The sequence below is a fragment of the Haloarcula salina genome, assembly GCF_049603855.1.
In the GTDB taxonomy this organism is placed as follows: Archaea; Halobacteriota; Halobacteria; order Halobacteriales; family Haloarculaceae; genus Haloarcula; species Haloarcula salina_A.
On record NZ_CP187148.1, the window covers coordinates 363,074 to 388,517 of the forward strand.

The window sequence follows — 25,444 nt, forward strand, 5'->3', positions numbered from 1 at the left end:
GGAATCAGACACCACGACGCCACCTGCGAGTCGGTCGTCCGTTCACCGACGAAGCGCTTTCGCTGACGCAGTCGGCGAGACGCATATTGGAGTGACTGACCTGACTGTTCTGGTGGTTCGCCCCGTGGTAAGAGGCTCCTACCACTCTCACACCATCGGTAATGTCCTATTACTAGAGCGCCAAACTGGTAACAAAGTGGCATCTACGCATCATCCCTTCGTGCGTAGATGCAGGGTTGACCATCGATATTCGGTTAGTTCGTTTATTAGAACAACTCCGAATCCTCTGGTCGTATGATGTCCCAGCAACCCTACGCACATATCGAACCACGCTCACGCGACCGGCTCAACTCGCAGCGATCTCAGGAGTCGTCGCGCTCTCGGCCCGGCGGTTTCACTCGGCGAGACGAGGGGGGCCGCCGTCGATGACTGTCTACGTCACAGATCACGGTGCGACGCCCGACGACGGAACCGACGATACGGCCGCGATCCGAGCGGCCGCTGACGCGGCCGCACCGGCCGGCACTGTCTTCTTCCCCGCCGGAACCTACGACGTCGGGGCGAACTCGCGCTTACCGCTCGACTTTCCCGAAGATGGCCGATGGGACGACCTGACCTGGAAGGGTGAAGACTACGCCACGACCACGATCAGGCTCGCTGGGGGTCAGACCAAGTTCCACAGCCTGTGGAACGTCACCCCTTCGACTCCGATCTCGAACGTCACGATCGAACAGTTGACGATCAACGGGAACGGCCGCAACCAGGACTACGGCATCGGTGTCGGCATTCACGCCGACGACATCCAGGGAACGACCAGCCTGATCGATTGTCGATTCGAAGACTGGGCCAACACTGGCATTACCTGCGATACCGGTGACCTCGTTATCAAGCGCTGTGAGTTCGAACGGTGCGGTCACGCGGCCCACCGGATCTCGGGGCTGGCTGGTCACGGGTTCTCCCTGAACACTGACGGAACAGTCCGAGTCGAGGATTCGGTATTCAAGAACATGATCGGGACGGACGGTGACGTGATGACGGGTTCCGGTGCGACGTTGACGATGGACCGCTGTATCGGAATGGGACGAACCGAGTATTCGGCGCTTCTCAAGATCAACCCAGGTCCAAGCGACGTCACGATCCGCCGGTGTATCTCACAGAACCGCGGGACGATGGCCGTCAAGAGCAATCCGCAGACGGACGACATCGGCTCGATCCTGCTCGACAACGTCTTGGTCGACGGGAGCGACCGTCCGGCGCTCGATTTCCCCGCACCGGGATCGGTCACCGTCGTCGACTGCGCGTTCAAGAACGTCGACCGAAGCGACATGCGTGGCTACGGTATCTACACGGACGGGATCGACTGGAGCTCTTCAGGGCCGTTCTCCGTCCACAACGTGGGGTCGAACAGCGACGGTGAAGCCGTCTCGATTCGGAACGGCGGCGGGACGATCTCCGGGCTCGTGTACGATGGCGTCTCCGGCGTCGGCTCCGCGGATGGGACGACCCTGGAGGGAGCGACCCGCGGCGATCCGGTCTCTCCCGACGTGCCCTCCCTCTCGGAGATCGGTCCGGTCTCCAGTTCTTCTTCGACCGACGGGTCCAGCGACTCTGACGGATCGACCAGCACTGACGGCTCTACCGATTCCGGTGACTCGACCGAGACGACGGACTACGGGGGCTACTCGAAGCCTGCGGCCGGCAGCCTGGAGTGGCACGTCCCGCTCAACGAGAACTTCGAAAGCATCGAGCAGGACGTCCGCGACCTCGCCCAGCGAATCGCCGAACTCGAAAAGAACCACTGACTGCGCCGCCCCTGGCCTGCAGTCCCGGTCAGGTGCCCCGTCACGGACCTGCTCTGTCGGGTGACCGCGACGGCATTCGGGAACCGACTGCTGACCGCTCTCGTCTCTCTCGGGGGTAATCTGCGCGTAACTATGCGACTTTGGCGGGGATCTCTCAGATAGTCACCGTTTGGTTATGAGAAGAGCGCACCCCCCGATCAGATTGCCCGACGACGTCACGGACGAATCAGAGTTGACTCCGAGCCATTATCCCTGACCGATGAGCGAGACTGATTCGGACGCTCCCCTCGTGTCGGTCGTCATAACGACGTACAATCGACCGGAGTGCCTCGAGCGGGCGATTCAGACCGTCTCTGCCCAGACGTACCGCCCGATCGAGATCGTCGTGGTCGACGACCACTCGCGGACTCCGGCGTCCGATGTCGTGGCAAAGCTCTCGCCCGACGTGGCAGACCTCCGCTGTATCCGCCACGACGTGAACAGGGGGGCGAACGCCGCACGGAACACCGGAGTGGACGCGGCGTCGGGGTCGTATGTGGCCTTCCTCGACGACGACGATCGCTGGGCGCCGGACAAACTGGAGCGTCAGGTCGCGGCGTTCGAGCGGTCCGATCCCGATGTCGGCCTCGTCTACAGCGGACGGAAGCACGTGGGCGACGGCACCGTCACCGAACGCAAGATTCCCGACCCGATCGAGGGGGACGTGACGAAGCGACTCCTCTGTCGGAACGTCGTCGGGACCCAGTCCAGCGTCGTGGTGCGAACGGACATCGCTCGGGAGGTTCCGTTCGACGAGGAGATTCAGCGCTGGGCCGATCTGGAGTGGTACATCCGAGTGTCTCAGGTCTGTGATTTCCTCGCCGTCCCGGAGCCACTGGTCATCTACACGTTCGACGCCGGCAATCGGATCTCCGACGACTTCGAGCGACTACAGACGACTGTCCACCAGTTCATCGAAAAGTACAGCGATCTCGCGTTGCAGTACGGGTTCCTGTTCGAGCGAAAGATGAGAGGGTGGGCCTACCACCGGGTTGCTCAGTCGTGCGTCTACGCCGGCAACTACCAGGGGGCGCGCCGTTACTCGCGGCGCGCGATAGCGGCGTACCCGTTCGAATCTTCGTTTTACGTCTACGCGTTCGCCTCGCTTGGCGGTCGCCTCACCCACAGAACAGCACAGGCCGCTCGGACCGTGTTCTCTCGAATGCCGCTCCCATCGACGTGAGTGCCTGCAGGTGACGGCCGTTACGATAGCTGCATCGCCCGGCACACGCCGAGTAACGATAGTATGGTCCCTTTTCTTATCACGAACGATGATAAATTAGCGGCAAATCATGAGCGGGATGATCGGTGGGACTGTCAACGGGTCCCGCCTCCAGGAGGCGGTGTCCGAACTCGGCGCTCGGACGCGAGAGAAGTCGTGGCTGTACGAACACGGTGGGTCGGGACTCGGACTGTCGTACACGACTGCGGACCCGCAGGGGGTGACTGTCTGGGACGACGGCTCAAGAGCGGGGGTCGTCTTCGGGGTCGTCACGAACCGAAGCGAACTCGGGATTTCGGAGACCGAGGTGTTCGACAGATTGTTGGATCGGCCGAAAGAGACCGCTCGAGCGCTGGAAGGCGAATTCCTGATCGCGTGTTACGACAGCGACCGTGACTCGCACGTCGTCGTCACCGACAAACTCGGCGCTCGCTCGTGCTACTACACGACAGACGATGGGGTGTACTACGCGACGGACGTCGACGTCCTGTTGCCGTTTCTCGACGAGCCGGAACTGGATCGCCAGGGTGCGAGCGATATGTTGCTCATGGGACACATGTGGGGTGAGCGAACGCTCGTGGAGGGCGTTCGGGCGATGCGGCCGGCGACAGTCATGGAGGTCACGAACGGCACGCTCGCGACGAGTCGCTACTGGAAACCCGAGTACGAACCGGCAGAGACCGGGTCGGCCTATTTCGACGAACTGGCAGACCGGTACCGACAGGCGGCCAGGCGATTTGGCGGGACGCTCCCGGAGAATGCTGGCATCTGGCTGTCCGGCGGTCTCGACAGTCGAACCACCGCGGCGGCACTGCTCGACGAAGCTCCCGACGGGTCGCTGGAGTCGCTGACCGCCTACGGCTACGACGCGAATCCGCCGACGAACGACAACCCGCGCATCGCCCGCGAGATCGCGGAGACGCTCGGCATCGAGTATTCTCAGATTCCGCTCTCCGCAGAGACGTTCGGCGAGGACTTCGAGCGCGTCATCGAAGCGACCGACGGGATGCTCCGCTGGAACACGACTGCGAACCTCTCGCCGACCTACCACATCCGGGACGACGTTCCGGTTCTCATGGAGGGAATGCAGGGCGAACTCATCGGCGATCACCTGCTTCGCTATCACCTCGACGATGCCCAGTCCATCGTCGAGGCCCAGCAGAACAGCGAGGCATCGACCGACGTCGAGACCGTCGAGAACCTCCTTACCGTCGACGTCGATCCGCTGGCGACGTTCAAGGCCGAGGCCGAGCGGACTCCCGAGCGGACACATCGTGGAAAGGTGCTCGACATCCACTTCCAGAACTACTACGCACGGCTGGGACTTGCGAGCAATCGGGTGATGCGTGACTGGACAGGCAACAGGGTGGTCCAGGTCGACGGCGACTATCTCGAATGGTGCGCAAAGATCCCGCAGTACTACCGGAAGGGGACGTTTCCCCTCTCCCAGCGGGTCTTCCAGTCCGACGCCGGGGGAGTACCCTACGGCACGTCGATCGCGAAACTCGAACTGTGCCGTCGGATCTCTCCCGAACTGTCGGAGATCACTTACGAGCGAACGAAGACCAAGCCCTCGAGACCCTATCATCTCCACGTCGGCGGGTTCGTCGGCAACGTCGTGGTCAACCGGCTCCGCTCGAAGCCGACCTACGCCAACGGACAACTGCAGGACTTCTGGATCAGGGACACGGACACGTACGTCCATCGCCGCGTGACAGAACTGATCGACGCCGCGATGGACCGCGACCTGTTCGACGCGGACGCCGTGGAAGCGGTCTACTCTGCCCACATGGACGGAGCGAACAACGCCACACTTCTCGCGCAGATTACGACTCTAGAGTACTGGATTCAGGAGCACCTCGATTGACCCACCACCGCGAGTCGAACGCGTGTCTCGGGGCTGCAAGCCGTTCTCACCCGCTGACTACCCGGTCCCGTTGATGCGGTAGACGTTCACGTTCCCGTTGTGATACACTTGCGACGTGGTCGGATCGCGCCGTAGCTGCTCGAAGTCCCGGTCGTGGAACCGCCACTGGTCCCGGTAGTCTGGGTACACCGACGGGTAAAACTCGCGTCCTTTGGTCGTGATCACCATGTACTGGTTCGTCTGATACGACGACCCCAGCGTGTCGTTGTCCCGATAGCCGAAGCTCGGTGGCGGTAACGGGCTCTCGGGATCGACGATCTCTCGTCGCGAGTCCTTGGTCACCCCGAAATAGGTGTCACCGAACCGCCACAGCGTGATCCCGTATTCGACGGTCCCGAAGAACCGATTCCGGTGATCGAGCAACCACTGTGACCCCTCCAGTTCGGCGTCGGTAACGTGGCGCCCGGGCTCGGCTTTCAGGGGCGAGTGATAGAGGCTCAGAACGCCGAACGTGCTGTACGCGACGAGAGTGACACAGAGGAACAGCGTGATGCCCCGCCGGAAGTCGAGTCGCTGGTACGCCCAGTAGAACAGCGGTCCGGCGAGCAGCGTCCCGAAGATGTTGACGTACAGGAGCGGGCGGCCGAATCCGACGATGAGGTCGAAGACGAGAAAGCAGACCGACGCGCCGGCGAAAGCGACGAACGAAACGACGAAGGTCCCCTCGTAGACGTCGGTGTCGAATTGGCCGACAAGTCCATCGTACACCTTCGTGAGTAGGTACAGGCCGCCGATAGCCAGAAAGATCGCAGAGACGCCGTACTCGACGAACCCGATGACCAGGATGTCCGAGAGCTCTGGTGAAGTCGAACTGACCGCCGAGCTGTACTGTCCCAGCGGTGACTGCCCCCCGGACGTCCCTAACAGTCCACGGATCGCTTCTCTGCTCCGCCTGATGATTGGGCCGAAGCCGTGATACCAGGAGAGGAACAGTCCGACCAGTAACTGGAGGGTCGCCGCTCTCCCGACGGATGCCCGCGAGCCCTCGATCCCCGAGTGGACGCTCAGTACTCCGTCCACGAGGACGTATGCGAGCAGGATACCGCTGACGAACAGCGTTATTATCGGGTGATAGATGACGAGCGACACCGCGGCGACCGCGAGGGCGATTCGGGACGGAATGGACCGAGTCTGGCGCTCCCGCACGAACAGATAGAGGACGAACGGAACGACTAACGATATCTGCGTGTACGGCGACGGGTTGGTGTAGGCACTCCCAGCGACGAAGAGTATCGCGAAAGGAAGCGTCAACAACGCCCGCTGTCGGTCGTACAGTCTGACGACGAACGCGTACCACGCCAGTACCGAGAACACCGGAACGACGATCGAGATCGTGTTGATGATATGGAGCGGCTCGATACCGGTCGCGTACGAGAGCGAGAGCGTGAGAATGTGGATGTTCGGATAGATGTCTTTCGCCGGCGGTGTTCCGAACTGGTGGATGCTCCGAATGTAGCCGATGTGCGTCAGGACGTCAGCGCGGTCGTAGGCCTGATAGCCGCGAAAGTACGGGAGCGACAGGATCAGCGTCTCGATCGAGAGTGCGATGACAACCCCGTATCGCCACGAAAGCGGCGAGTCGCTGTCCCAGAGGGCATAGCGAGCGATCAGCAACTGGCACAGGACCAATCCCGAAATCGCCAGTATCCAGAACTCGACCGGTAGTGCTCGGTAGACGGAGAACTCGTAGCCGTCCGCCGGCGGCGTGAGGAAGAGAATGATCGTCAGAAGGAGGACGACGATCGCACCACTCAGGACTGCCGCTTTCGTGGCGCGACTCTCTCGTCGTTCGGTCATCTGCGACCTCCCCACTCGGATCCAGCGTTCGATGGTGCCGTCTTCGGCGGCTGATCGGTCCCGACCATCATTACTCCGTGACGGTCACCCAGAAGTAGGTATGGCGGTAGGAACTCTCGATGCTCGGTCGCTCTGGGGGCTCACCTCTATAGAGGAGAAACGCCAGACGGCTCTGTTCCGACCCGGGGATCTGGCTGATTTCGATCGACCGATTGAGCCGTTCCGTCTCTTGGTCAGCGAGCGTCAGCGAGAACTGGTCGACGGTGGTCGCCTGTCTGACACGTCGACCGTCGCTCTCCTGTCCGATCTGTTGTTGCTCGACGACGACGGTGTAGCTCGTCTCGGTCCCCTCACGGTTGGTGATCGCCACGACCACCGACTGGGGGTCCCCGGCCGCAAACGACGTCGGATATTCGTCCGCCGTGAGGTTCCCCGTTTCGTCGTCGATCGTAAGTAGCGAGAATTCGGTGTACGTCTCTCCCTGTGGCTGGCTGATCAACGTCGCGCCCGCGACGCCTGCCGCGGTCAACAGGAGGACGACGGTGACCGCTCCGACGGTCGGCCCGCTGGAAAACTGGGCACGAAGGTCGCTCGTCACACGCTCGCCGAGGCGTGCGACGGGAACGCCTGCCCGTTCCGTACGGGATCGTGCTCGACGCAGTACCGCGGCGGCCGAACACACCACCGTGACCGCTGTCACGAGCGCGAACGTCGTGTCAGGCCCGATATCGAAGCCGAGGAGATTCACGAGTAATATCGGGAGCGGGACCGAGAAGATGCTGAGGCCGACCGTCATCACCGCGATCTCGGTTCCGAACAGCCGCGTGTCGTCCGAGACGGTCTCGCTCTCCGATCCCCGAACGATCTGTCTGTACATCGTCGGGTAGAGCGCTGCGGTGGCGGCGTACCCGGGGAGTACGAAGACGAAGAGAAACCCCAGTACGACGCGAAGCGGCGTCGGTAGCAGGGCTGGGAGCCAGAGGCTGACGACCGCGGTCCCGACCGAAACAGTACCGACAACGAGCAGATCGAGATTATCGAGGGCCCGGCCGCCTCGCTCGTCAGGATGACTCACTGTGATCGCACCCACAGATCTTGGCGAATCATAGTTTCGTGTGAGACCGGGAGAAGACTTCGCCGACGATTGCTGTCCCCCGTACTGGACTCATCGTGTTGCCTCTCGAAGGCAGACCTGCATTGTTAGTTTGAGTCTACCAATCGTTTGATGCGGGTTCCGCCCGGTCTGGTCGACCTGCTCGTTCGCCGACCAGGGTAAACGGCATATACCTCTATGTCGGAGTTTCGCACACCTTTATTATGCTCTCGACGCGTGGCACTCGGTGGGTGACTGGATCGTGAGCGAAGACACCGACGAGTTCGTCGAACCGTCGTTCTGGGATCGAATCACTACTGCGCGTTTCGACAGCTCCGATGGGGCCGATTCGCCCGTCGACCGGAACTACAGCCATCGCGGAGCAGATATGGACCAGTCCAGTCGCTTTTGGAGCCTCGTCGTCATTCAGACCGGGTGGATGGCGGCCACATTGACGCTCCTGCTTCTCTTCGACATGTGGGCGCTCGATCTGTATTTCATCCTCTCGCTCAACGGGCTACTGATCGCCAGGGTGCTGGTCGCACCGGTCCACGGGAAACCGGACTGGTGGCGTCGTCTGAACTGGCTCGTCTACCTCGGGTTCGCCCTGCTGCTGTATCTCATCGTTCAGCGGTTCGTTCACTACACGGCCTGACGCCTGTGATCTGTTTTGCGCCGTAGCGGGTTTCTAACAAAGAAGCCGAACGGAAACAGTCGAACCAGATGCCCCGTCCCGAACCCGTGACCGCCACCTCACGCCCCACCGACGATGGCGGGGAAGGTCCGTCGATCGGGTTCTACATCCCGAACCTGACGGTCGGCGGTGCGGAGCAGGTGACTGTGAACATCGTCAACGGACTGTATCGTCGCGGGTACGATGTCGAACTGGTCCTCTCTCACCCGTACGGGAAACTCCACACGGAGATCGACGAAGACGTACCGGTCGCCACGCTTGGCCAGTCACGTGTTCCCGTGGCAGGTATCACGGCGCACGTTCCGCGACTCGTCTCGTACCTCGAGAACACTGAACCGGACGCGTTACTCTCACAGGTAACGCACGCGAACACGGTCTGTCTCGCGGCGGCGAAATTTGCCGACAGTCGGACCAAAGTCGTTCCGACAGAACACAACGCGTTCGACGTCGAACCGGCAGGGTCGCTGAAGTCGAAACTGCTCAGGCGGCTGGCCGTACGGTTGCTCCCCTCGGCCGACCGCGTGATCGCCGTCTCCGAGGGAGTTTCCGACAGCCTCGTCGAGCAGATGTCGCTCCGAGCGGACGACGTGACCGTGCTGCACAATCCGATCGAGATCGAACGGGTCCGCGAACGCGCCCGCCGCCCAGTCGATCATCGGTGGATCGAAGACGACGGCCTCCAGGTGATCCTTTTCGTCGGCAGACTCGACTCGCAGAAGGACCTCGAGACGTGGCTTCGGTCGTTCGCGCGGGTTCACGAGGCGAGGCCGGACACCAGAGCGGTCGTCGCCGGTCAGGGTCCACTTCGCGACGACCTCCGCGAAACCGCCGCCCAGATGGGTCTCGGGGACGTCGTTTCGATCCCCGGGTACGTCGACAACCCGTATCGGTTTATGGAACAGGCGAGCGCCTTCTTGCTCACGTCTCGCTTCGAGGGGCTCCCGACTGTACTCATCGAGGCGATGGCCTGTGGTTGTCCGGTCGTCTCGACGGATTGCCCCAGCGGGCCCCGGGAGATCCTCGCGGACGGGCAGTACGGCCGTCTCACGCCCGTCGGTGACCCAACGGAGATCGCGACGGCCGTCGAGGAAACGCTCGACGAGGAGACGGATACCACTGCCCTACGACGACGAGCGGACGACTTCTCCCCTGGCGAGGTACTCGATGACTACGAGCAGTTCATTCAGACTCACGTCCGGTAACCTTCGGCCGACGAGTATCGCTCCGTCGACAGTGGCGGACACAGAGTGTACCAGGCCCCAGCATTTTCTCGTGGTTCCGTCGGTCAGATAAACGATGTGAGCTCTCGAATTTCGTCGACGATTCCCCACTCGATTTGCGATTCGATCGCGAGCACTGCGACGGCGTAGGTCACGATACCGACGACCACGAGTAACACGAATTCGAGTAGCGGCGCTATCGTGATGACACGCTGGATCCACAGCCCCACCAGTCCCATGACTCCGGCCGCGGGGAGCGGGTAGGCGAACTCCTTCGCCAGCCGCTGGAAACTGCCGTCGATAGCCTCGACGGCGAAGTACATGTCCACTGGCGTCATCACGAACGCGTAGACGGCGACGATTACCATTGCGACGCCCGAGATTCCGTACCTGACCGCGGCAGGATAGATCGGGATGGCGATGAGAACGATGGTGAGTAACTGTACTTTCACGAGGTAATCCTGGTTGCCGGTCGCTCGCCAGACGGACCCGAACGACGCGAGATAGCCGCGAAGTAACCCATACATCGCCAGTAGCTGCATCGGGACTACCATCGGTAGCCACTGCTCTCCCAGAACGCCGGTGACGAACGGTTCAGTCACGAGTGCGATTCCGATCGCCATCGGCGCGACCAGGAACATCGAGAGGCGGATCGTCCGGTAAAACGCGGATCGGACCGTTTCGGGGTCGTCTTGGACTTTCGAATACGCGGGAAAGCTCACTTGCGAGACGACGTGGGCTAACTCGGTCGCCGGTGCGTTCGACAGCCGATAGGCGAGCTGGTAGAACCCGAGTGCCGAGGAACCGAGCAACCACGAGACGAAGATGTCGTCCCCCTGGTTGCTCACGTAGTTCAACACGTTCGATGCGGTGATCCACTTGCCGTAATCGATCATTTCCGCGGCGCGCGCGACATCGATGGACGGCCAGGGCCGGTAGCCGCTGAGAACAAACGAAAAGCCGGTACGGACGAGATTACGAGCGACGTATCCGAACGCGAGTGCCCAGACGGTCGGGTCGAACATCGCGTACGCGAGCGCGACGAAAAAGTAGGCGGCGTCACCGCTTACGTCGTACACGAACTGCTTGTGGAAGTTCAGGTCTTTCTTGAAATAGACGATCGATGGGTTTCTCAGTCCCAGTATGGCAGGGCCGATCGCCATTACGCGGAGGATTGGTTCGATGTTTGGCTCCGAGAAGAACCACGCGATTCCCGGTGCCGCGACGAAAAGCGTGCCTCCGAGTAGTATTCCTCTGCTCCCGTTCAGCACCCACACCGTGTTCAGATAGGGGTCGACGTTCTCGCTTTCGTTGTAAATCAGTGCGTCGTTGAGGCCGAGTTTCGAGACGCGCCTGAGGCCGGTGATGACCAGCATCGCCGACCCCACGATTCCGAACGCGCGCGGGTCTAGAAGACGAGCCAGAAAGACCACCGTCAAAATCTGGAAGGCACGCCCGGTGATGTTCAGTAGCGTCAGCCAGATGCCTCCCGTCACCGACTGCTCGATCAGACTCTCTCCGGGTGTGAGGATCGTTCGAATTCGCCGGAATATCGCTCTCAACCAATCTCTCACGGTGCCTCCGGTTCTACTTGCGAGCGTGCTCCCGAGAGCCAGCGCCAGCGGTACTGCCACCCCTCTTCGACCGTGACAATATCGTACGGAATCGTGTCCATCTGTTGTCTCCGGGCGAGGTTTCCAGTCCCGATACCGTCTGCGAGCCGACGCCTGTGTCGTTCGTTAGCTAACTGTTCTAGATAGTAATACTCTTCCTTCCTGCTACACGTTTCGGTCCGTCCCTGTGAACCTCGCTCGCCCGGCGCGAGACGCGTGGTAAGGTCTATCTGCGACTGCGGTTAGCAACCGACCAGCGGCGTTACCGTTCGGTATCCGACATATAACAGAGTGGCTAACCGACAAGTCGAGCGTAATGAAGATCTGTGTCCACGGGCTCGGATACATCGGACTGGCGACAGCGTCGTTGTTCGTGCATAACGGACACGAAGTAATCGGCTACGATACCGACGATCGCGTCCGACGCCGACTGGAACGCGGTGAGCCCGAGGTCACGGAAGAAGAACTCGAATCCTACGTCTGTGGCGCGCTTGAAAGCGATCTCACGGTTTCAACCCATCCTGAACCGGCCGAATACCACCTCGTCTGCGTCCCGACGCCGTACGACATGGACGCCGGCCGTGCGGACCTCCAGTACGTCGAGGCCGCCGCACGGAACGTCCGCCCCCTCTTGCGAACCGACGACGTGGTCGTCCTCGAATCGACCGTCCCTCCCGGGACTACCGAGACCGTCCTCGCCCCGATCCTCGCCGAATCGGGACTGGAGCCCGGATCCGACATCGGATTGGGCTACGTCCCTGAGACGATGCTCCCAGGCAACGCCGTTGCCGAACTCCGGTCCAACGACCGCATTCTCGGCGGCATCGACGCAGAGTCGACCGCGGCGATCGAGGAATTGTACGGGACAGTCCCGACGGGGGACCTCAGGATCGCGCCCGACGCCACCACCGCCGAGTTCGTCAAGCTCGTCCAGAACGCGTTCCGTGACGTCAACATCGCCTACGCCAACACACTGGCACTCACTGCCCGGGACTACGGCGTCGACGTCCGTGAGGCGATCAGGCTGGCGAACAACCACCCGCGTGTCGACATCCTGCGTCCCGGTCCCGGCGTCGGTGGTCACTGTCTCCCGGTCGACCCGCTGTTCTTCGCCGAGCGCTCCGACGAGACACAGCTCGTCGACGCCGCAAGGAAGGTGAACGACCGAATGCCCGGCTACGTCGCGGACCTGGTCGCGGAGGCGCTCGACACGCTGGAGGACAAGGCCATCGCAATTCTCGGAGTCGCGTACAAGGGCAACGTCGACGACACGCGAAACAGTCCCGGACTGGAGATCGCACGGATTCTCTCCGATCCCGCAACCGCGGAGCGCCGAGTCGCGGACGGAGGTCTGGGGGCGACCGAAATCAGACTGTGTGATCCCCACGTGACGAGTCCTTCCCTCGAACTGATGCCGCTCGCCGAGGCGCTGGACGGTGCCGACGCGGCGGTGCTGACCAGCGCCCACGACGAATTCGCCGGTCTCGATCCCCAATGGGTCGGGTCGCTCCTCGGCGAGCGGGTTGTGGTCGATCCACTCGACCTCGTGGACGCCGACACGTGGGAGCAACACGGTTTCGAACACGTCGGCATCTGAAAATGCAGCAGCCGGTGTCGACCGGTGCGGTCGGTTTCGACACTTGTCAGTCCACTTCTCGAACGCACGCTTACTGTCGGTACCACACGTCGACGTGGTGGTCCGGGCCGTACGACTTCCCGACGATGTCGAGTCGCCCGTTGCCGGTCATATCGACGAGTTTCGCCTCGTGCGTGGCGATGTCCCGTTCGACGACGTGCTCGCGAAACTCGAACCCGCCGAGGTTCTCGAAGACGAGGTGGACGGGGCGGTCGTTCTCTCCCAGGGACATCTCTCCGACGTAGATGTCGGGGTACCCGTTCCCAGTCAGGTCCGCCGTCTGGAGGCTGTGGGGACAGAACATATCGTCTCGGAGTACTGTCGGGTCACCGCCGGGGTACTCGACCCACGCGACGCGTCCCGGGTGTGTTCCGAAGGTGGGCGAATCCCCCTCTGAGAGTACCACTTCGGGCGTCCCGTCGCAGTCGAGATCGGTCACGGCGACTCGCGTGTCGTCCCACCCCGTACAGAGGTCCTCGCGTCGCCAGTCGTCGCCCGCTCGATGATACACGTTCGTTCCGGCGATGATCTCACGCGCTCCGTCACCGTCCAGATCGGCCACCGCTACTCCTTCGACCCTGACACCAGTGTCGATCAGATGGAGGTTCGCGTCCGGCCACGGTTCCTGGGACGGATCGGCCGGGATGTCGTAGTAAAACACTGTTTCGCTGTCCTGCGAGAGCCCCACAAGTTCGTCGTTTCCATCGCCGTCGACGTCCGCGACGAGCAGGTCGTGGTACTTCTCGAATCGACTGGAGATGTGGTACTGCTCCCACGACTCTCTCGGGTTCTCCGGCTGGGAATACCAGTAGATGTCGGATCGACCGAACCCCTGTCCGACGACCAGATCGAGTCGCCCGTCGCCGTTGATGTCGGCGAGGTCGCTACCGACCCCCGGATGGAGGTCGGTCTCCGGTGCCAGCACGTGTCGGTCCCAGCCCGGGTTCTCGTACCAGAAGATATTCGTCTCGAATCGCGGTGTCACCCGACTGAGCGGCCCGACCGTCGGCAGCTGCACGTCTGTTCCCGCGACCGTGACCGCCGGGTCCCCGCCCATGCCCACGACGATGAGGTCTGGACGTCCGTTACCAGTGAAATCACCCGTTTGCAAGCCGCTGAGCTTGCTACAGGGCGGGTGACTGTCGATACGCTCGTGGGAGAACTGCATAGCGGCTTCTCGGCCGATGCCGGTATTGTTATTTTACTCTTATCCCGCTGTCACGTTACGTATCGCCCTCAAACCGCCGTTCTCACCGACCGTCTGGCTCATCGACGATGGATACAACAGCCTCGAACTGAGGGGGTCCGTGACCGCCACGTCGACCCTAGCTCACGGTGACGTCGACCCAGATGTGTGCCTCACGGTAGGCGTTCTCGGCCGTGGGTTGCTCTGGGATACCGTCCCTGTACAACAGATACGTCAGCCGGAGCCGTTCGCCTTCGAGCACCGGTGTGACGGTGTGGCGCTGTAGCCAGCGATCTCCGGGCGCAGTTCGGTTGTCGTAAGTATCGAGGCGCGCACGCTCGATGACTTCACCCGTCGGTGCGGTTCTGGTCAACTGCACGACGACGACGTACTCCGTCGTCTCCATCTCGCGGTTCGTGACCGAGAAGTACAGCTGTTCGGACTCGCCCAGCGTTATCTCCTCGGGATAGCCGCTCGCTTCCAGCACGCCGGTCTCGTTCTCGGTTAGCAGTCCGAACTCGGTGTAGGCCTCGCCCCGCTGTGGCTGCGCTGCAACCAGCGTCACGCTCGCAAACGTGACGAGGATCGCCAGGCAGACGACGATCGTCCCGAGTTGGATCCCGTCGCCGTCGGAGTTCCCGCTGGTTGTCCGTGAGTCACCGTACGGCATCGCGGTCTGGCTCGACCCCGTCGGCGTCCTGCTGTAGCGACGGAACAGCGCGATAGCGCTCGCCACGATCGTCACGATTGCGAGGGCGGTGACGACCGGTGTCGGACGGATCGGCCACGGCGTGAACTCGAGGTTGACTCCGACGATGATCGCCAGACAGATACTCGCCGCGACCGAATACAGGATCCGCTCGGTGGCGATTAGCCGGTGCTGTTCGTATCTCGGATTCCGAGTCGGAAAGAGGGACGCGACCACGGCATAGCCCGGAACGAACAGCAAGAACGGCAGTGCGATGGCTGCGAGGGGGATGCCATCCAGCGGCGACAGCGTTGCGAGGAGCGTAATCGCTGTGTATCCCACGACAGCAAGCAAATCGACAGTCGCTGGCGACGTATCCGACCACCTACCCATACGCTCCGTTCACGCCTCCGTCATCATAAGTAACAACTGCATAACGGGGGGAAGTCGAGTGCGATGGAGCGCAGGTCGAGTCGTTGCGGGAGGCACCCGAAAACCCGTTCAGTTCGCTGGTTACCAATTTCTCCTACGCACTTCTCGGTTCCGTACTCCCGTCGATTCGGATACCTCTCTGCGCAGTCCAACCCTGACGAACCGGGCCGATACATGCATGGCTCACCGAACGGAGCTCGATCGGCGCGTTTCGGTTCGCCGACGCCTGGTTCGACATCGACCCTCCCGAGAGCTGTCTCGAAGCGCTCGGGCTTCGACTGGCGGTGCGCGTCGCATCGCCGACGGTGGCCGTAGTGTCTGGCTGAGCTGACCAAGCGCATCGGTGGGATGGTTCCACACTTCGAACTGGTCGGACAGAATCCTCCACTAGAGATTCACGAACGTACGGGGCGTTGCTACTCGGATTCCGTTCGAGAGAGGTACTTTCGCTGAATCCGCCAGATGTAGCCCTGTAGCAGCAACAGCGACAGTTTCGGAACGAACGACCCGTATCTGATTCCGCTCGACTCGTCGCCGTAAATAGCGTCCATCGGAACGTCTTGGACAGTCAGTCCGTGGCTGTCGAGGTGGATCAACACGTCGTTCAAGAACCCGTAGTCGTCGAAGAGGTCGTCGACGTCGAGTTCGTCCAGCGCCTCCGCGGAGATCGCCGTGTACCCGTTCTGCGGGTCGCGCATGTTCCACTGGCCGCTCGCGACCTTGGTCAAGAGCGTCAGGACCACGTTTCCGAACAGGCGCCATCTGGACATCTGCGCGCAGTGTTGCCGCGAGATGAGGCGGTTCCCTTTCGCGTAGTCCGCTTCCCCCTCGACGACGGGATCGATGATCCGATCGAGGATGTCTGGATCCATCTGCCCGTCACCGTCGAGAACGGCGACGACGTCCATGTCGCTCATCAACGCGAGGTCGTAGCCTGTCTTCACTGCGGCCCCACGTCCGCCGTTCGTCTGGTGTCTGACGGGGACGATACGTCTGTCGAGGAACGACTGGTTCGCGCCGACGGACGTTCCGGCACCGTCTGCGACTAAGACTTGTTCGGCGGAGTCGTCCGTGACGGCGGCTTGCGGGACCGCTGCGTCGACGTACTCTTTGATTTCCGTCCAGGTGTCGTCAGTCGAACAGTCGTCGATAACGAAGACCTTATCGACGAACTGTGGCAGCGAGTCGATGACCTCCCCGATGAACCCCTCCTCGTTGTACGCCGGGATTACGACGCCGACTTCAGATCCCTTATAAACCACGGTGCGATCCCCCCGAAGGCAGCGACGTAGCGTGACGTGTCAGCCGGCCCGCCGGGCTCGTTGCGTCACTCCCGGTCCAGCGGCGAACCACACCGGAAGTCTCGGGTGAACACCCAGACCGGCCGTTCGTCGTCTCGGGTCGGCAGGGGTGCCGAACCCATGCGTCTGTATCAGCGTCGGTTGCAGTGATGATCATGGTAGCTCGTGGAGCCGCTTGCCGAGTCACAACACACGGCCCCCTTGCTACCACCTTGGACAAGTCATTCTATTGTTATTCCTCACTTTCCAAAATTAGCGGGAGTATACAGGTACCGTCGAAACCGCTGAATTTCGTCTTTGGTTCGAAAATACCCGATTCTGAGCGTGTGTCGTGTCTGTCAGTCGAACTGTTCCTGGTACTCAGCTCTCACCGACGACTGACGACTGGCGGTCAGATTCTCGTACGTCGTTCCGTACTCCGTCTGTGCGATCTCGTCCCACGACTCGATTCTGTCGCCGCTCTCGCTCTGGAATTGCGCGTCGAACTCCGCTTCGACCTGCTGTTGGGTCTCGATGTCGAGTGCGGTGAAGTCGAACTCCTCGCCCGGTTCGATGTCCGCTCCGTAGTCCTGGCGGGCGATCTGCTCGCGGGTCCTGACCTCCACCGCGACGAGTCCGTCCGCGAAGGGCTGTCTGTCGTAGATCTCGCGAACCTGCCGTTGGGTCTCTCCGCTCACCTCGTGGTAGTAGTACCCGTACTTGTCCTGCGTAATCTCGTCGAGCGACGCCTTTTCACCGTTCGAAACGCTCCGGTCGTCGGACTCACCGCTCGACCCACCGCCCCCGCCGGACGCCCACGCCGGCTTGACCGACAACGCGGACGAGGCTCGCGTGTCCGCGCTGTAGATACCGTACACGTAGGTTTCGAGCTTCAGTGGCTCGACCGGGTAATCTTTGCCGTCGAGCAGCGTGTACTCTAGTTCGAAGCGCACGGTAGTCTGCTCACCTGGCTTCAGCGTCACTGACTCTTCGACGCCGTAGGCCTCCGGCCTGTCGTCGCCGTCGCTGTCGATTCGGTGTTCGACTGTCTGTGTCCCAGTGACGTTCCCGACGTTGGTCACTCTCGCGGAGAACACCGCGGTGTCTCCGACGTAGAGGACGCTCGGCCCGTCCAGATGACTGACCTCGAAGTAGCTGTCCTCTACCCTCACTGCGTTCGTCGCCGCGTCAGTTTCCGTCGAGATGGTGTAGTTGTGCGTATCACGGCTCACGTTCGCCGTGGTCGCGGTGAACGACACGTTCGTCGACTCGTCCCTGGCGAGCGTCACGGTGCGGGTCGTCGGCTCAGTCCCGTTCGGTCCGCTGAACTCGACTGTCGTTGTCCCACCGACGTCACCGACGTTTTCGAGAGTCGCTGACACGGTGACCGGGTCACCGCGCCTGACTGCGGCGGGTGCGCTGGCGTTCTGAACGTCGAACGTCGCCGGCTGCTGGACGGTCAGCGTTCCATTGACCGATTCGTTCTCGGAGGCGATCCGGTACCTGTACCGACCCGGCTCCAGATCGCCCGTCTCGACACGTTCTTCGACGGTCTGTTGCTGACCACCTGCTATCGAGAGGACGCGCTTTTCGGTTGTCTCAGTCGATGAGACGCTACCGTCTCGGTCTCGGTCGACCGCGAAGTGGACGCGCTGGAGTCCGCGGTAGTCCCCGGTGTTCGTCACGTTAGCGGTCAGTGTCGCTGCGGTCCCTTTGACCACGGTCAGTCCGCTGGATTCGTCGGACAACGAGAACGCTGGCGGGTGCAGTACAGCGACGGCACCGGTCGCCGTCGAGTTCGCGCCGGAACTGACCTCGTACGTGTACTGCCCTGGCTCGAGCACCTCGGTATCGACGACGATCGTGGTGGCCGTCGACTCACCCGGACCGAGTTCGACGGTTGCGCCCGTCTCAGACACTGCTCCATCGTCGTCACGCACGCGCAATGTGAGTGATTCGGTAATCTCACGATCACCAGTGTTTTCGACTCGCACTCGCACACGCAGTGAATCTCCGGGTCTGACCTCACTGGGGCTCTCGACCCCAGTGACAGCCAGTGCGTTTCCGCCACCAGGACTCTCGCTCGCGAGTGTTGGCCCCGTCTCTCCCGTGTTCCCGACCAGTCCCGTCGTCACGCCACCGACGACGAGTAACACGAGGACCCCACCGACCAGTACCAGTCCGTACCCTGAAGTGGACATGGCGTTATTTTTGGAAATCCAATACTATTGTTACGGCCAATTTACCACGCGTTATACGCTCACTGACTGTTACCGCTGCGAAACACTTCGATTGGCGATGTATCGTCGGTCGCTACGCGGTCGACAGTCGAATTCACAACCAGCTGACGGCGTGGCCGTTTCGAAACGGGCCAGGTGTTCGCGGATCAGTGATAGAGATACCTCTGGCCCGACGGTACCGGCATCACTGGGGCATACTTTCGCTGCTGACCGGCTCGGTCAAGCCATGTTCTTCTGCTCGATCGTCTCCCAGATGCCGAGTCCCTTCTCCGTTATGTCGTATACACGCCCTTTTTTCCGATCTTCCGAAACGAGCAGATCAACGAGACCCGATTCTCGCAGCTCTTGCAGCGCGCGAGAGACGTGCGCGATGCTCATCTCCCGGTCGTCTGCGATGAGCGACGGTGTCGCAGGCCCCTCTGAAAGTCGCCGGAGTGTTTCGACCCGATACCGTGAACTGATCACGTAACTCACTTCGTCCCACTGGTCAAAGTCTGCCATCGTATCTATTCGTATTCACGAGTGTACCAACTACGCACTCTGGATACGAACTCGTGTACATGGTTATTCCATGTGCCTTCGGTTAATTGTTTCGCTAGTGTTATTTTGTTCCGCATGTGCGACAGCCGGTAGCCACCCACATGATGTGGCGAATATTAACTCCTGAACCGTGTGAAAATGGCGATTTCGCGCTTTGACAGCCTCATTTGATCATCCGCTCGGCCAGTGCTGGAAGTCCTTCGCACAGCGCTGACCACGTCCGATAGCGGCGTGATTTGCAACCTCAATAACCTCTCTGAATCACGAGAGCCCGAACGTGTCGCCCTGTGACGGCCTTAAGGATTAGTTACTTCCGATATAATCTCCAGCGATTCTCTCGAGAGTCCTCTCGCGGTATCGCGAGCACTCGTTTCGAAACCTGTGCCAAAAATAGGACAATTAATTGTTTATGTCGCAGGACCAGTTCACAACTGCCGATACACCGATCAGAACGGACGATGAAATCAGCCGTAGACTGGCAGTACTCCAAGAATACCGAAGCAACGGGTGACTACTACCAGCGGTAATCTCGGGGATATTGTATAATTTGTTACATAACAAAGTATTAAGTGCTAAGGTGCCATTTAGTTGAAATGCTTGCTGACAGCGTAACGTTCCGTCGATACAGCCGGGGGGCTGTGTGGATGCGTCCAGACGGGTAAACGATGTCGCAGCACACAGGAAGTGGGTCAAATATGGGAGTCAAAGACACCGCACGAACGCAGGCTGAACCGCACGAAGACATGTCCGACCAGTCGGCAGCGACGCCGGACAACCAGAACACCAGTACCAGTGACGGCACGACGCAGCAACAGACGGAAGCAGAACCGTCACTGGACGTCATCTTCGAGACGCTCAAGAACAGCCGTCGCCGCGAGGTTCTGCACTTTCTCCGTGAGCGTGACGAGCGCGTCTCACTGGGAGAGCTCGCAGAGCACGTCGCCGCGATCGAAAACGACACCACTACCGACGCGCTGACCTCCAGCCAACGCAAGCGCGTGTACGTAGGACTTTACCAGTGCCATCTTCCGAAGATGGACGATATCGGTGTCGTCGAGTTCAACCAGGACCGCGGTCACATTACGCTTACCGACAAGGCCGACGCTTTCGAGGAGTATCTCGACCGCCCCGAAGCGGAACCTGATCGCCAGTGGTATCGGTACTACGCTGGCGTCTCGCTACTCGGAGTTGCCGTTCTCACCGCTGCAGTTGCACTCTCTCTCCCGAGCAGCATCGTCTTGGGGCTGTTCGCGGGCGTCATCGGCGTGGGCGGAGCCTGTTCGGTCTATCACTGGTCGACCGAGCGCGAGCAGGAAGCGGACGACTGACGGCAATGTCGAGATAGCTTTCTGCGACGATCGTCGATTCGGTTAGTCTTCCACCACTCGAGTGTGTGGAATCTACCGAATCGGTTCGCCTCACTCGCTACTGCAGAGAGTGCAACGGCCACTCACAGGTCAGTGGGGTAAGTGTATCCTACTTTAGTAATCAACTATTACTATCACTCGGGATAGGAACTATCAGGCACTCTCCAGTGGGTTTAGGAGGGTATTAACTCGCTCACACAACACGAACCCCGTCAGTATGCTCTCCACGACAACTCCCTCCACTGTTGTATCGCAACCGCGTGGCTTCGTTCGTGTCAGCTCTCGCTTGCCGAGACGTTCCGTGCCAGAAGTCACTTCGAGGCAAATGAGGGGTGGATGTTCTCGGATGGCTGGTAATCACTGGCCTACTTACGACCACGGTTGGCAAACAGTCGTTTCTCTCCGAGAGCTAGTATGTGAGATAACAGAGTGTTTTCTCCAACCGGGAACTATAGACGAGCACTACTCGATTGTAACGTCCTGTAATACTATTATCCAAAACAAAATCATATTTGAAAATAGAATTGCAAAAACCATATCTATTCTTATAAAAACTAGATTTTATTTGGCATTTGAATATTTCCCGTGGCGACCGAGAACCTGTGTTTCGCAGGTCGCTGGTAGAACTTGTAATCTCCCTGTAGACGGCGACAGCCGCTTCTTGACCGGGAGCGTCCACTGGAATCTTGGCAGTTCTACACCCATCTCCCGCTCGCATCCTGGATTCGAGTGGGGGACCTGGCTCAAAGGATCTCTCACAGCGTCGTCGCTGACCAGAAAGTTATTAGCAACGGCGTTGAAACCCTCTCGACATGAAGGAATGGCTTGACGCCTACGACGACCGCGACTGGCAATCGGCGACCGAGGGGACGGTTCGATACGCGCTTCTCGGCCTCGGGTGGTGGACAATCGATCTCGCGCTACCAGCAATCGAGGAGTCGGACCTCGGCGAAGTGACAACGTTCGTGAGCAGTTCGACGGAGAAGGCCGAACGTCTGGCTGCAGAGAACGGCGTCGACCACGGCATCAGCTACGAAGAATTTCACGACGGCGAAGCAGCTGATGCCTACGATGCGATCTATATCGGGACTCCGAACGCCTACCACCTCGAATATGCAGAAACTGCCGCCGAACTCGACAAGGCGATCCTCTGTGAGAAACCCATGGAGTCGACGGTCGAGCGGGCACGCGAGATGGTCGAGATCTGCGAAGACGCGGACGCCCCGCTGATGATCGCCTACCGGATGCAAACGGATCCTGCCGTCCGACGTGCACGAGAACTCATCCGAGATGGCTTCCTCGGTGATCCGGTGTCTGTCTACGGTAACAACAGTCAGCCCCTCTTGGAGATGAACTCCAACAAGGATCAGTGGCGGCTCAATCCAGATCTGTCCGGGTACGGCACGTCGGTGATGGATCTCGGAATTTATTCCATCAACACGACTCGATTCCTGCTGGACCGAGAGCCCACGGCCGTCCAGTCGCAGATGAGTTCGCATGCGGACGGCTTTGGTGACGTGCCCGACGAGCGCTCCGGCGCCCTCCTCGCGCTAGAGGACGGCGTCAAGATGGTCACGACCGACAGTCAGAACGCCCACGAAGACACGCAACTCAAACTCACTGGAACCGAGGGCCAGATCGAGTTACGACCGGCGTTCCACGGAAAGGCTACACTTCACCTCTCCCGGGGCGATATCTCGGCGACCATCGAACACGATGCCTTCGACGCGCAACGAGAGATGCGTGAGGAGTTCGACTACTTCGCGGATCGGATTCTCACTGACGCCGACATCTCCCCGGACGGTCGACACGGCCTTCAGGACATGCGTATTATTCGAGCGATCCACGAGGCCGCAGAGAGTGGCGACGTCGTCGAACTGTAGCGTCACGGAGTACCTGAAACGTTTTTCCTCGTTCGGAATCGGTGAACGACCTTCTGGATGGGCTTTCGAAGTCGTCAGCAGTGTCCAACTGACGGATGGATTCTGCAGTCGCGTATACGTAGGGAATCGAATCCCTCAGCCCTCTCCGTACGAGATACGGGGCGAGTAGTCTGGGTCCACCGTATTCGTCGCTGGCCATCGTACCCCTCGGTGACAGCAATGGTCCGCACTTTCGTTCGACAATCTGGGAGTCGACACGCTGGTCCCGGGTGGCCGTTCACATCTTGATGACATGATTACATGTATTACATGTCGTAGCACCGAACGGAAACACTATGTATATACACGTAGCAATTCACTCACAGTCCTACTATAATAACGTACGTACAGATGTTATTTCCAAATGTCTAAATTGTGTGAATATCGGGTCATCGGACTGTCTGAAACCCGGTTGTGGTTCCTATCGAGGGACCACCCCGACGGTCTCTCGTCAGACCTGAGTTATTCTTGATCTCTCGCTGACCAACAGTAAAGAAACCACTCGAGATAGAGAAGTCTATACAGATTCCCGAAGTAGATATTATATAATAGAGAACAAATCCATATCATATGGTCTGTGCTCATACTTGGCAATATATCTCTGAAATCGCCGAGAAAGGAACCGCATTGCCACATTAGTTAGCTATCTCTGTGTTCTATAGACGTACGACGTCTGCATTTGGCGATACCAAATCGGATAATTTATTATGTAGTAGTGCCAATAGTTGGCACACACGATGGCCTCGCTCATCGAAGTGTCTCCGGTTTCCCAATCACGGTGGGCCTCGATTCCGTACTTCGAGCAGGTCGTTTCAAACTGTCTCGGGTCGACGACCGATGCTTGTGATAGACTCTCAGGGATACGCTCGCTCACTCTCACTCAGCCCAGATGAAAACGCCTCCAAACCCAGGCGATCGGCGTCTCGTGTACCGTACGGAACTCTCCCTGGATAGCGATACCGCGGTCAGCAGGGAAATTGTCGAGGCCATCTCCGACGCGGCAGACTGTGACCCGGTCGAGTTACCGCCGTTTCAGCATGTCGTCGATGTAGACGCACTGAACGCACTCTTTTCGGCTGAGACACTCGACCGAACCGGACGACGTCTCTGTTTCACGTTCGAGTACGCGAACTACGACGTATCGGTCTTCGGAGATGGGACCATCGAAGTGTATCGGTGATCAGAACAAGAATATTTTCTGGGATCCTGGTCCTCGGTCGGCGTTGAGGATGAAATTTACTCGCCAGGGAACCAAATAATATAGTTATTTGGTATAGCTATTCTATTGTGGCCACATTCGGCCTCACCGACGATACTTCCGACACCCGACCGGAGCGACTAGGGGGCTTGTCGTCAATACTGGAGGTCCCACTCGCGGTCGATGAGCCAGTCGGTGAGCTTCTCCAGTGGGTCTTCGTACACGTGTGAGCCGTGACTGACGAGGATGGTCTCGATGTCGTGTTCGAACAGTTTCACGAGGTTCCGTTCGGCTTGCGCGTGTGAGAGATCGTTGAACTGTTCGGCAGGCGGGACAAGATAGCCCGCCGGCAGTCCCCGGCGATCGGATCCTTCGAGGATGTCTCCAGCGATGAAGACGCCATCGTCCTCGAGTAGGAGTCCTGTGGTCGCGATCGTGTGGCCCGGCACCTGGACGACGCGCAGGGTCCCGTCGAGCAGGTCGCCGTCTGAGACGTGCGCATCGACGTGCAGATCGAGCGCGTCATGGAATCCTCTGGCCCCGCCGGGAACGAGCAGTTCGGGATCGAACGCATCGACCACGTCTGGCGTCCCACCGAAGTGGCCCTCGTCGCCGTGGGTGACGACCAGGCGGTCGATGCCGCCAAACTCCTCGTCCAGCACGTCGACCAGTTCCGGCCCGTCCTCTGGGAAGGCCGCGTCAACGAGAGTCGTCTGTCCTTTGGGGCGGTCTTCGAGCACGAACACGCGGACGTGATCGAACTGGACGGTGTAGACACCGTCAGCTAAGTTTGTTACGGACATTCCATGTATGAGTGGTCGCGGATAGCTTATAATGGAGGGCGTCAATTCCCAGAATCGTACAATACCGACTCGACGCCCAGACCGGCGACTTAGCGGGTATACTGCTCGGACCGAACTCGTGTTTTGATCGTGTGGTTAGTCGTGGGACTGCTGCTCCACGCCGATGTTACTCTTCTTGGACCGTGCTCGTGACCACGGGACAGGACGCGTTCAAGAGTATCGATTGGGCCACGCTCCCGAACAGCACTTTTCCGGTCCGCGACCGCTTTCGCGGACTGACCGTGACGTAGCGGGCGTCCTGCTGTTCGGCGTACTTCACGACCTCGTCGGAAGGCTTTCCGACCAGCCCCACCGTCTCGTAGGGCACCGACAGCTCTGAGACGGCGTCCTCGGCCATCTCGGCGGCGGCGCTGCGGACTTGCTCCATGTCGAGTGGCTCTTCGGCCTGCGCGCTGGTGATTCCGAGATCGAGAAACTCCGAGCGCGTCAGCGCGTGGACCACGTGAATCGTGTCCTCGAACGCCTCTGCGAGCGCTTCGGCTTCCTCGATGGCTACGGACGCTCTCTCCGATCGGTCGACTGCCGCGACGATGACCATGGCTGATGACACCGTAGTATCCATTATTATTCTTTTGGTGGCGTGATTGCGACCCGGCGACAGTCGTCAGTTCCGGGGATTATCTTTCGATAACATTGAAATTTGATTCGACGGATACCTACGTATACGTAACGGATGTACGCCTGT

Annotated in this window: 19 protein-coding genes; 9 read left to right on the top strand and 10 right to left on the bottom strand. The window is 60.1% G+C overall.

The genetic code is table 11. The features are described 5' to 3' along the window. Nucleotides 1–425: 425 nt before the first annotated feature. The 3 genes from ACOZ4I_RS18995 (at nt 426) to ACOZ4I_RS19005 (ending at nt 4,930) form a co-directional block, all read left to right on the top strand. Nucleotides 426–1,802 carry a right-handed parallel beta-helix repeat-containing protein gene (locus ACOZ4I_RS18995; RefSeq protein WP_424005019.1) on the top strand — a complete coding sequence of 459 codons (1,377 nt, stop codon included), beginning with the start codon at nt 426–428 and terminating at the stop codon, nt 1,800–1,802. 259 nt (nt 1,803–2,061) lie between these two features. Continuing rightward, complete coding sequence (locus tag ACOZ4I_RS19000; RefSeq protein WP_424005021.1) at nt 2,062–3,024, top strand: glycosyltransferase family 2 protein; 963 nt, start codon at nt 2,062–2,064, stop codon at nt 3,022–3,024. A gap of 109 nt (nt 3,025–3,133) precedes the next feature. Continuing rightward, the gene (locus ACOZ4I_RS19005) at nt 3,134–4,930 is read left to right on the top strand and encodes an asparagine synthase-related protein (protein ID WP_424005023.1); all 1,797 of its coding nucleotides are present in this window, start codon (nt 3,134–3,136) and stop codon (nt 4,928–4,930) included. A 57-nt stretch (nt 4,931–4,987) separates the two neighbouring features. On the opposite strand, the gene ACOZ4I_RS19010 is transcribed toward ACOZ4I_RS19005, so the two are convergent. Both ACOZ4I_RS19010 and ACOZ4I_RS19015 read right to left on the bottom strand, forming a co-directional pair. Further along, on the bottom strand, nt 4,988–6,787 hold the full coding sequence (locus tag ACOZ4I_RS19010) for a hypothetical protein (protein WP_424005025.1): 1,800 nt from the start codon (nt 6,785–6,787) through the stop codon (nt 4,988–4,990). 70 nt (nt 6,788–6,857) lie between these two features. Continuing rightward, on the bottom strand, nt 6,858–7,862 hold the full coding sequence (locus tag ACOZ4I_RS19015; protein WP_424005026.1) for a DUF1616 domain-containing protein: 1,005 nt from the start codon (nt 7,860–7,862) through the stop codon (nt 6,858–6,860). A gap of 265 nt (nt 7,863–8,127) precedes the next feature. Here ACOZ4I_RS19015 and ACOZ4I_RS19020 point away from each other — a divergent pair, with 265 nt between their 5' ends. Both ACOZ4I_RS19020 and ACOZ4I_RS19025 read left to right on the top strand, forming a co-directional pair. Continuing rightward, nucleotides 8,128–8,535: a hypothetical protein gene (locus tag ACOZ4I_RS19020; RefSeq protein ID WP_424005028.1), complete on the top strand. Its 408-nt coding sequence runs from the start codon at nt 8,128–8,130 to the stop codon at nt 8,533–8,535. Nucleotides 8,536–8,603: 68 nt separating this feature from the next. Continuing rightward, a complete protein-coding gene (locus tag ACOZ4I_RS19025; RefSeq protein WP_424005029.1) occupies nt 8,604–9,776 on the top strand; it encodes a glycosyltransferase in 1,173 nt (390 codons plus the stop codon). A gap of 83 nt (nt 9,777–9,859) precedes the next feature. On the opposite strand, the gene ACOZ4I_RS19030 is transcribed toward ACOZ4I_RS19025, so the two are convergent. Next, a complete protein-coding gene (locus ACOZ4I_RS19030; RefSeq protein WP_424005031.1) occupies nt 9,860–11,428 on the bottom strand; it encodes a lipopolysaccharide biosynthesis protein in 1,569 nt (522 codons plus the stop codon). A gap of 295 nt (nt 11,429–11,723) precedes the next feature. On the opposite strand from ACOZ4I_RS19030, the gene ACOZ4I_RS19035 reads away from it, so the two are divergent. Next, nucleotides 11,724–13,004 carry a nucleotide sugar dehydrogenase gene (locus tag ACOZ4I_RS19035; RefSeq protein WP_424005032.1) on the top strand — a complete coding sequence of 427 codons (1,281 nt, stop codon included), beginning with the start codon at nt 11,724–11,726 and terminating at the stop codon, nt 13,002–13,004. A gap of 70 nt (nt 13,005–13,074) precedes the next feature. Here the strand turns inward: ACOZ4I_RS19035 and ACOZ4I_RS19040 are convergent, their stop codons facing one another. The 5 genes from ACOZ4I_RS19040 to ACOZ4I_RS19060 all read right to left on the bottom strand — a co-directional run bounded on the left by ACOZ4I_RS19040 (nt 13,075) and on the right by ACOZ4I_RS19060 (nt 19,370). Then, nucleotides 13,075–14,211, bottom strand: coding sequence for an FG-GAP repeat domain-containing protein (locus ACOZ4I_RS19040; protein ID WP_424005034.1), 1,137 nt, complete (start codon nt 14,209–14,211; stop codon nt 13,075–13,077). A 157-nt stretch (nt 14,212–14,368) separates the two neighbouring features. Continuing rightward, nucleotides 14,369–15,310 carry a DUF1616 domain-containing protein gene (locus ACOZ4I_RS19045; protein WP_424005036.1) on the bottom strand — a complete coding sequence of 314 codons (942 nt, stop codon included), beginning with the start codon at nt 15,308–15,310 and terminating at the stop codon, nt 14,369–14,371. 455 nt (nt 15,311–15,765) lie between these two features. Next, nucleotides 15,766–16,611 carry a glycosyltransferase family 2 protein gene (locus tag ACOZ4I_RS19050; RefSeq protein WP_424005038.1) on the bottom strand — a complete coding sequence of 282 codons (846 nt, stop codon included), beginning with the start codon at nt 16,609–16,611 and terminating at the stop codon, nt 15,766–15,768. A 377-nt stretch (nt 16,612–16,988) separates the two neighbouring features. Beyond that, on the bottom strand, nt 16,989–18,830 hold the full coding sequence (locus tag ACOZ4I_RS19055) for a CARDB domain-containing protein (RefSeq protein WP_424005040.1): 1,842 nt from the start codon (nt 18,828–18,830) through the stop codon (nt 16,989–16,991). A 258-nt stretch (nt 18,831–19,088) separates the two neighbouring features. Further along, nucleotides 19,089–19,370 (bottom strand): winged helix-turn-helix domain-containing protein, encoded by a 282-nt coding sequence (locus ACOZ4I_RS19060; protein WP_424005042.1) that lies wholly within the window; start codon nt 19,368–19,370, stop codon nt 19,089–19,091. A gap of 782 nt (nt 19,371–20,152) precedes the next feature. Between ACOZ4I_RS19060 and ACOZ4I_RS19065 the strand changes: the two genes are divergently transcribed. From ACOZ4I_RS19065 to ACOZ4I_RS19075, 3 genes are all read left to right on the top strand, one after another. Then, nucleotides 20,153–20,737 carry a DUF7344 domain-containing protein gene (locus tag ACOZ4I_RS19065; protein WP_424005396.1) on the top strand — a complete coding sequence of 195 codons (585 nt, stop codon included), beginning with the start codon at nt 20,153–20,155 and terminating at the stop codon, nt 20,735–20,737. A gap of 851 nt (nt 20,738–21,588) precedes the next feature. After that, a complete protein-coding gene (gene gfo6 / locus ACOZ4I_RS19070; protein ID WP_424005043.1) occupies nt 21,589–22,659 on the top strand; it encodes a D-xylose 1-dehydrogenase Gfo6 in 1,071 nt (356 codons plus the stop codon). 928 nt (nt 22,660–23,587) lie between these two features. Continuing rightward, nucleotides 23,588–23,878: a HalOD1 output domain-containing protein gene (locus ACOZ4I_RS19075; protein WP_424005045.1), complete on the top strand. Its 291-nt coding sequence runs from the start codon at nt 23,588–23,590 to the stop codon at nt 23,876–23,878. Nucleotides 23,879–24,051: 173 nt separating this feature from the next. Here ACOZ4I_RS19075 and ACOZ4I_RS19080 read toward each other — a convergent pair whose 3' ends face one another. Both ACOZ4I_RS19080 and ACOZ4I_RS19085 read right to left on the bottom strand, forming a co-directional pair. Then, nucleotides 24,052–24,699, bottom strand: a complete 648-nt coding sequence (locus tag ACOZ4I_RS19080; protein WP_424005047.1) for an MBL fold metallo-hydrolase — start codon at nt 24,697–24,699, stop codon at nt 24,052–24,054. A gap of 166 nt (nt 24,700–24,865) precedes the next feature. Further along, nucleotides 24,866–25,297 (bottom strand): universal stress protein, encoded by a 432-nt coding sequence (locus ACOZ4I_RS19085; RefSeq protein ID WP_424005049.1) that lies wholly within the window; start codon nt 25,295–25,297, stop codon nt 24,866–24,868. Nucleotides 25,298–25,444: the final 147 nt, after the last annotated feature.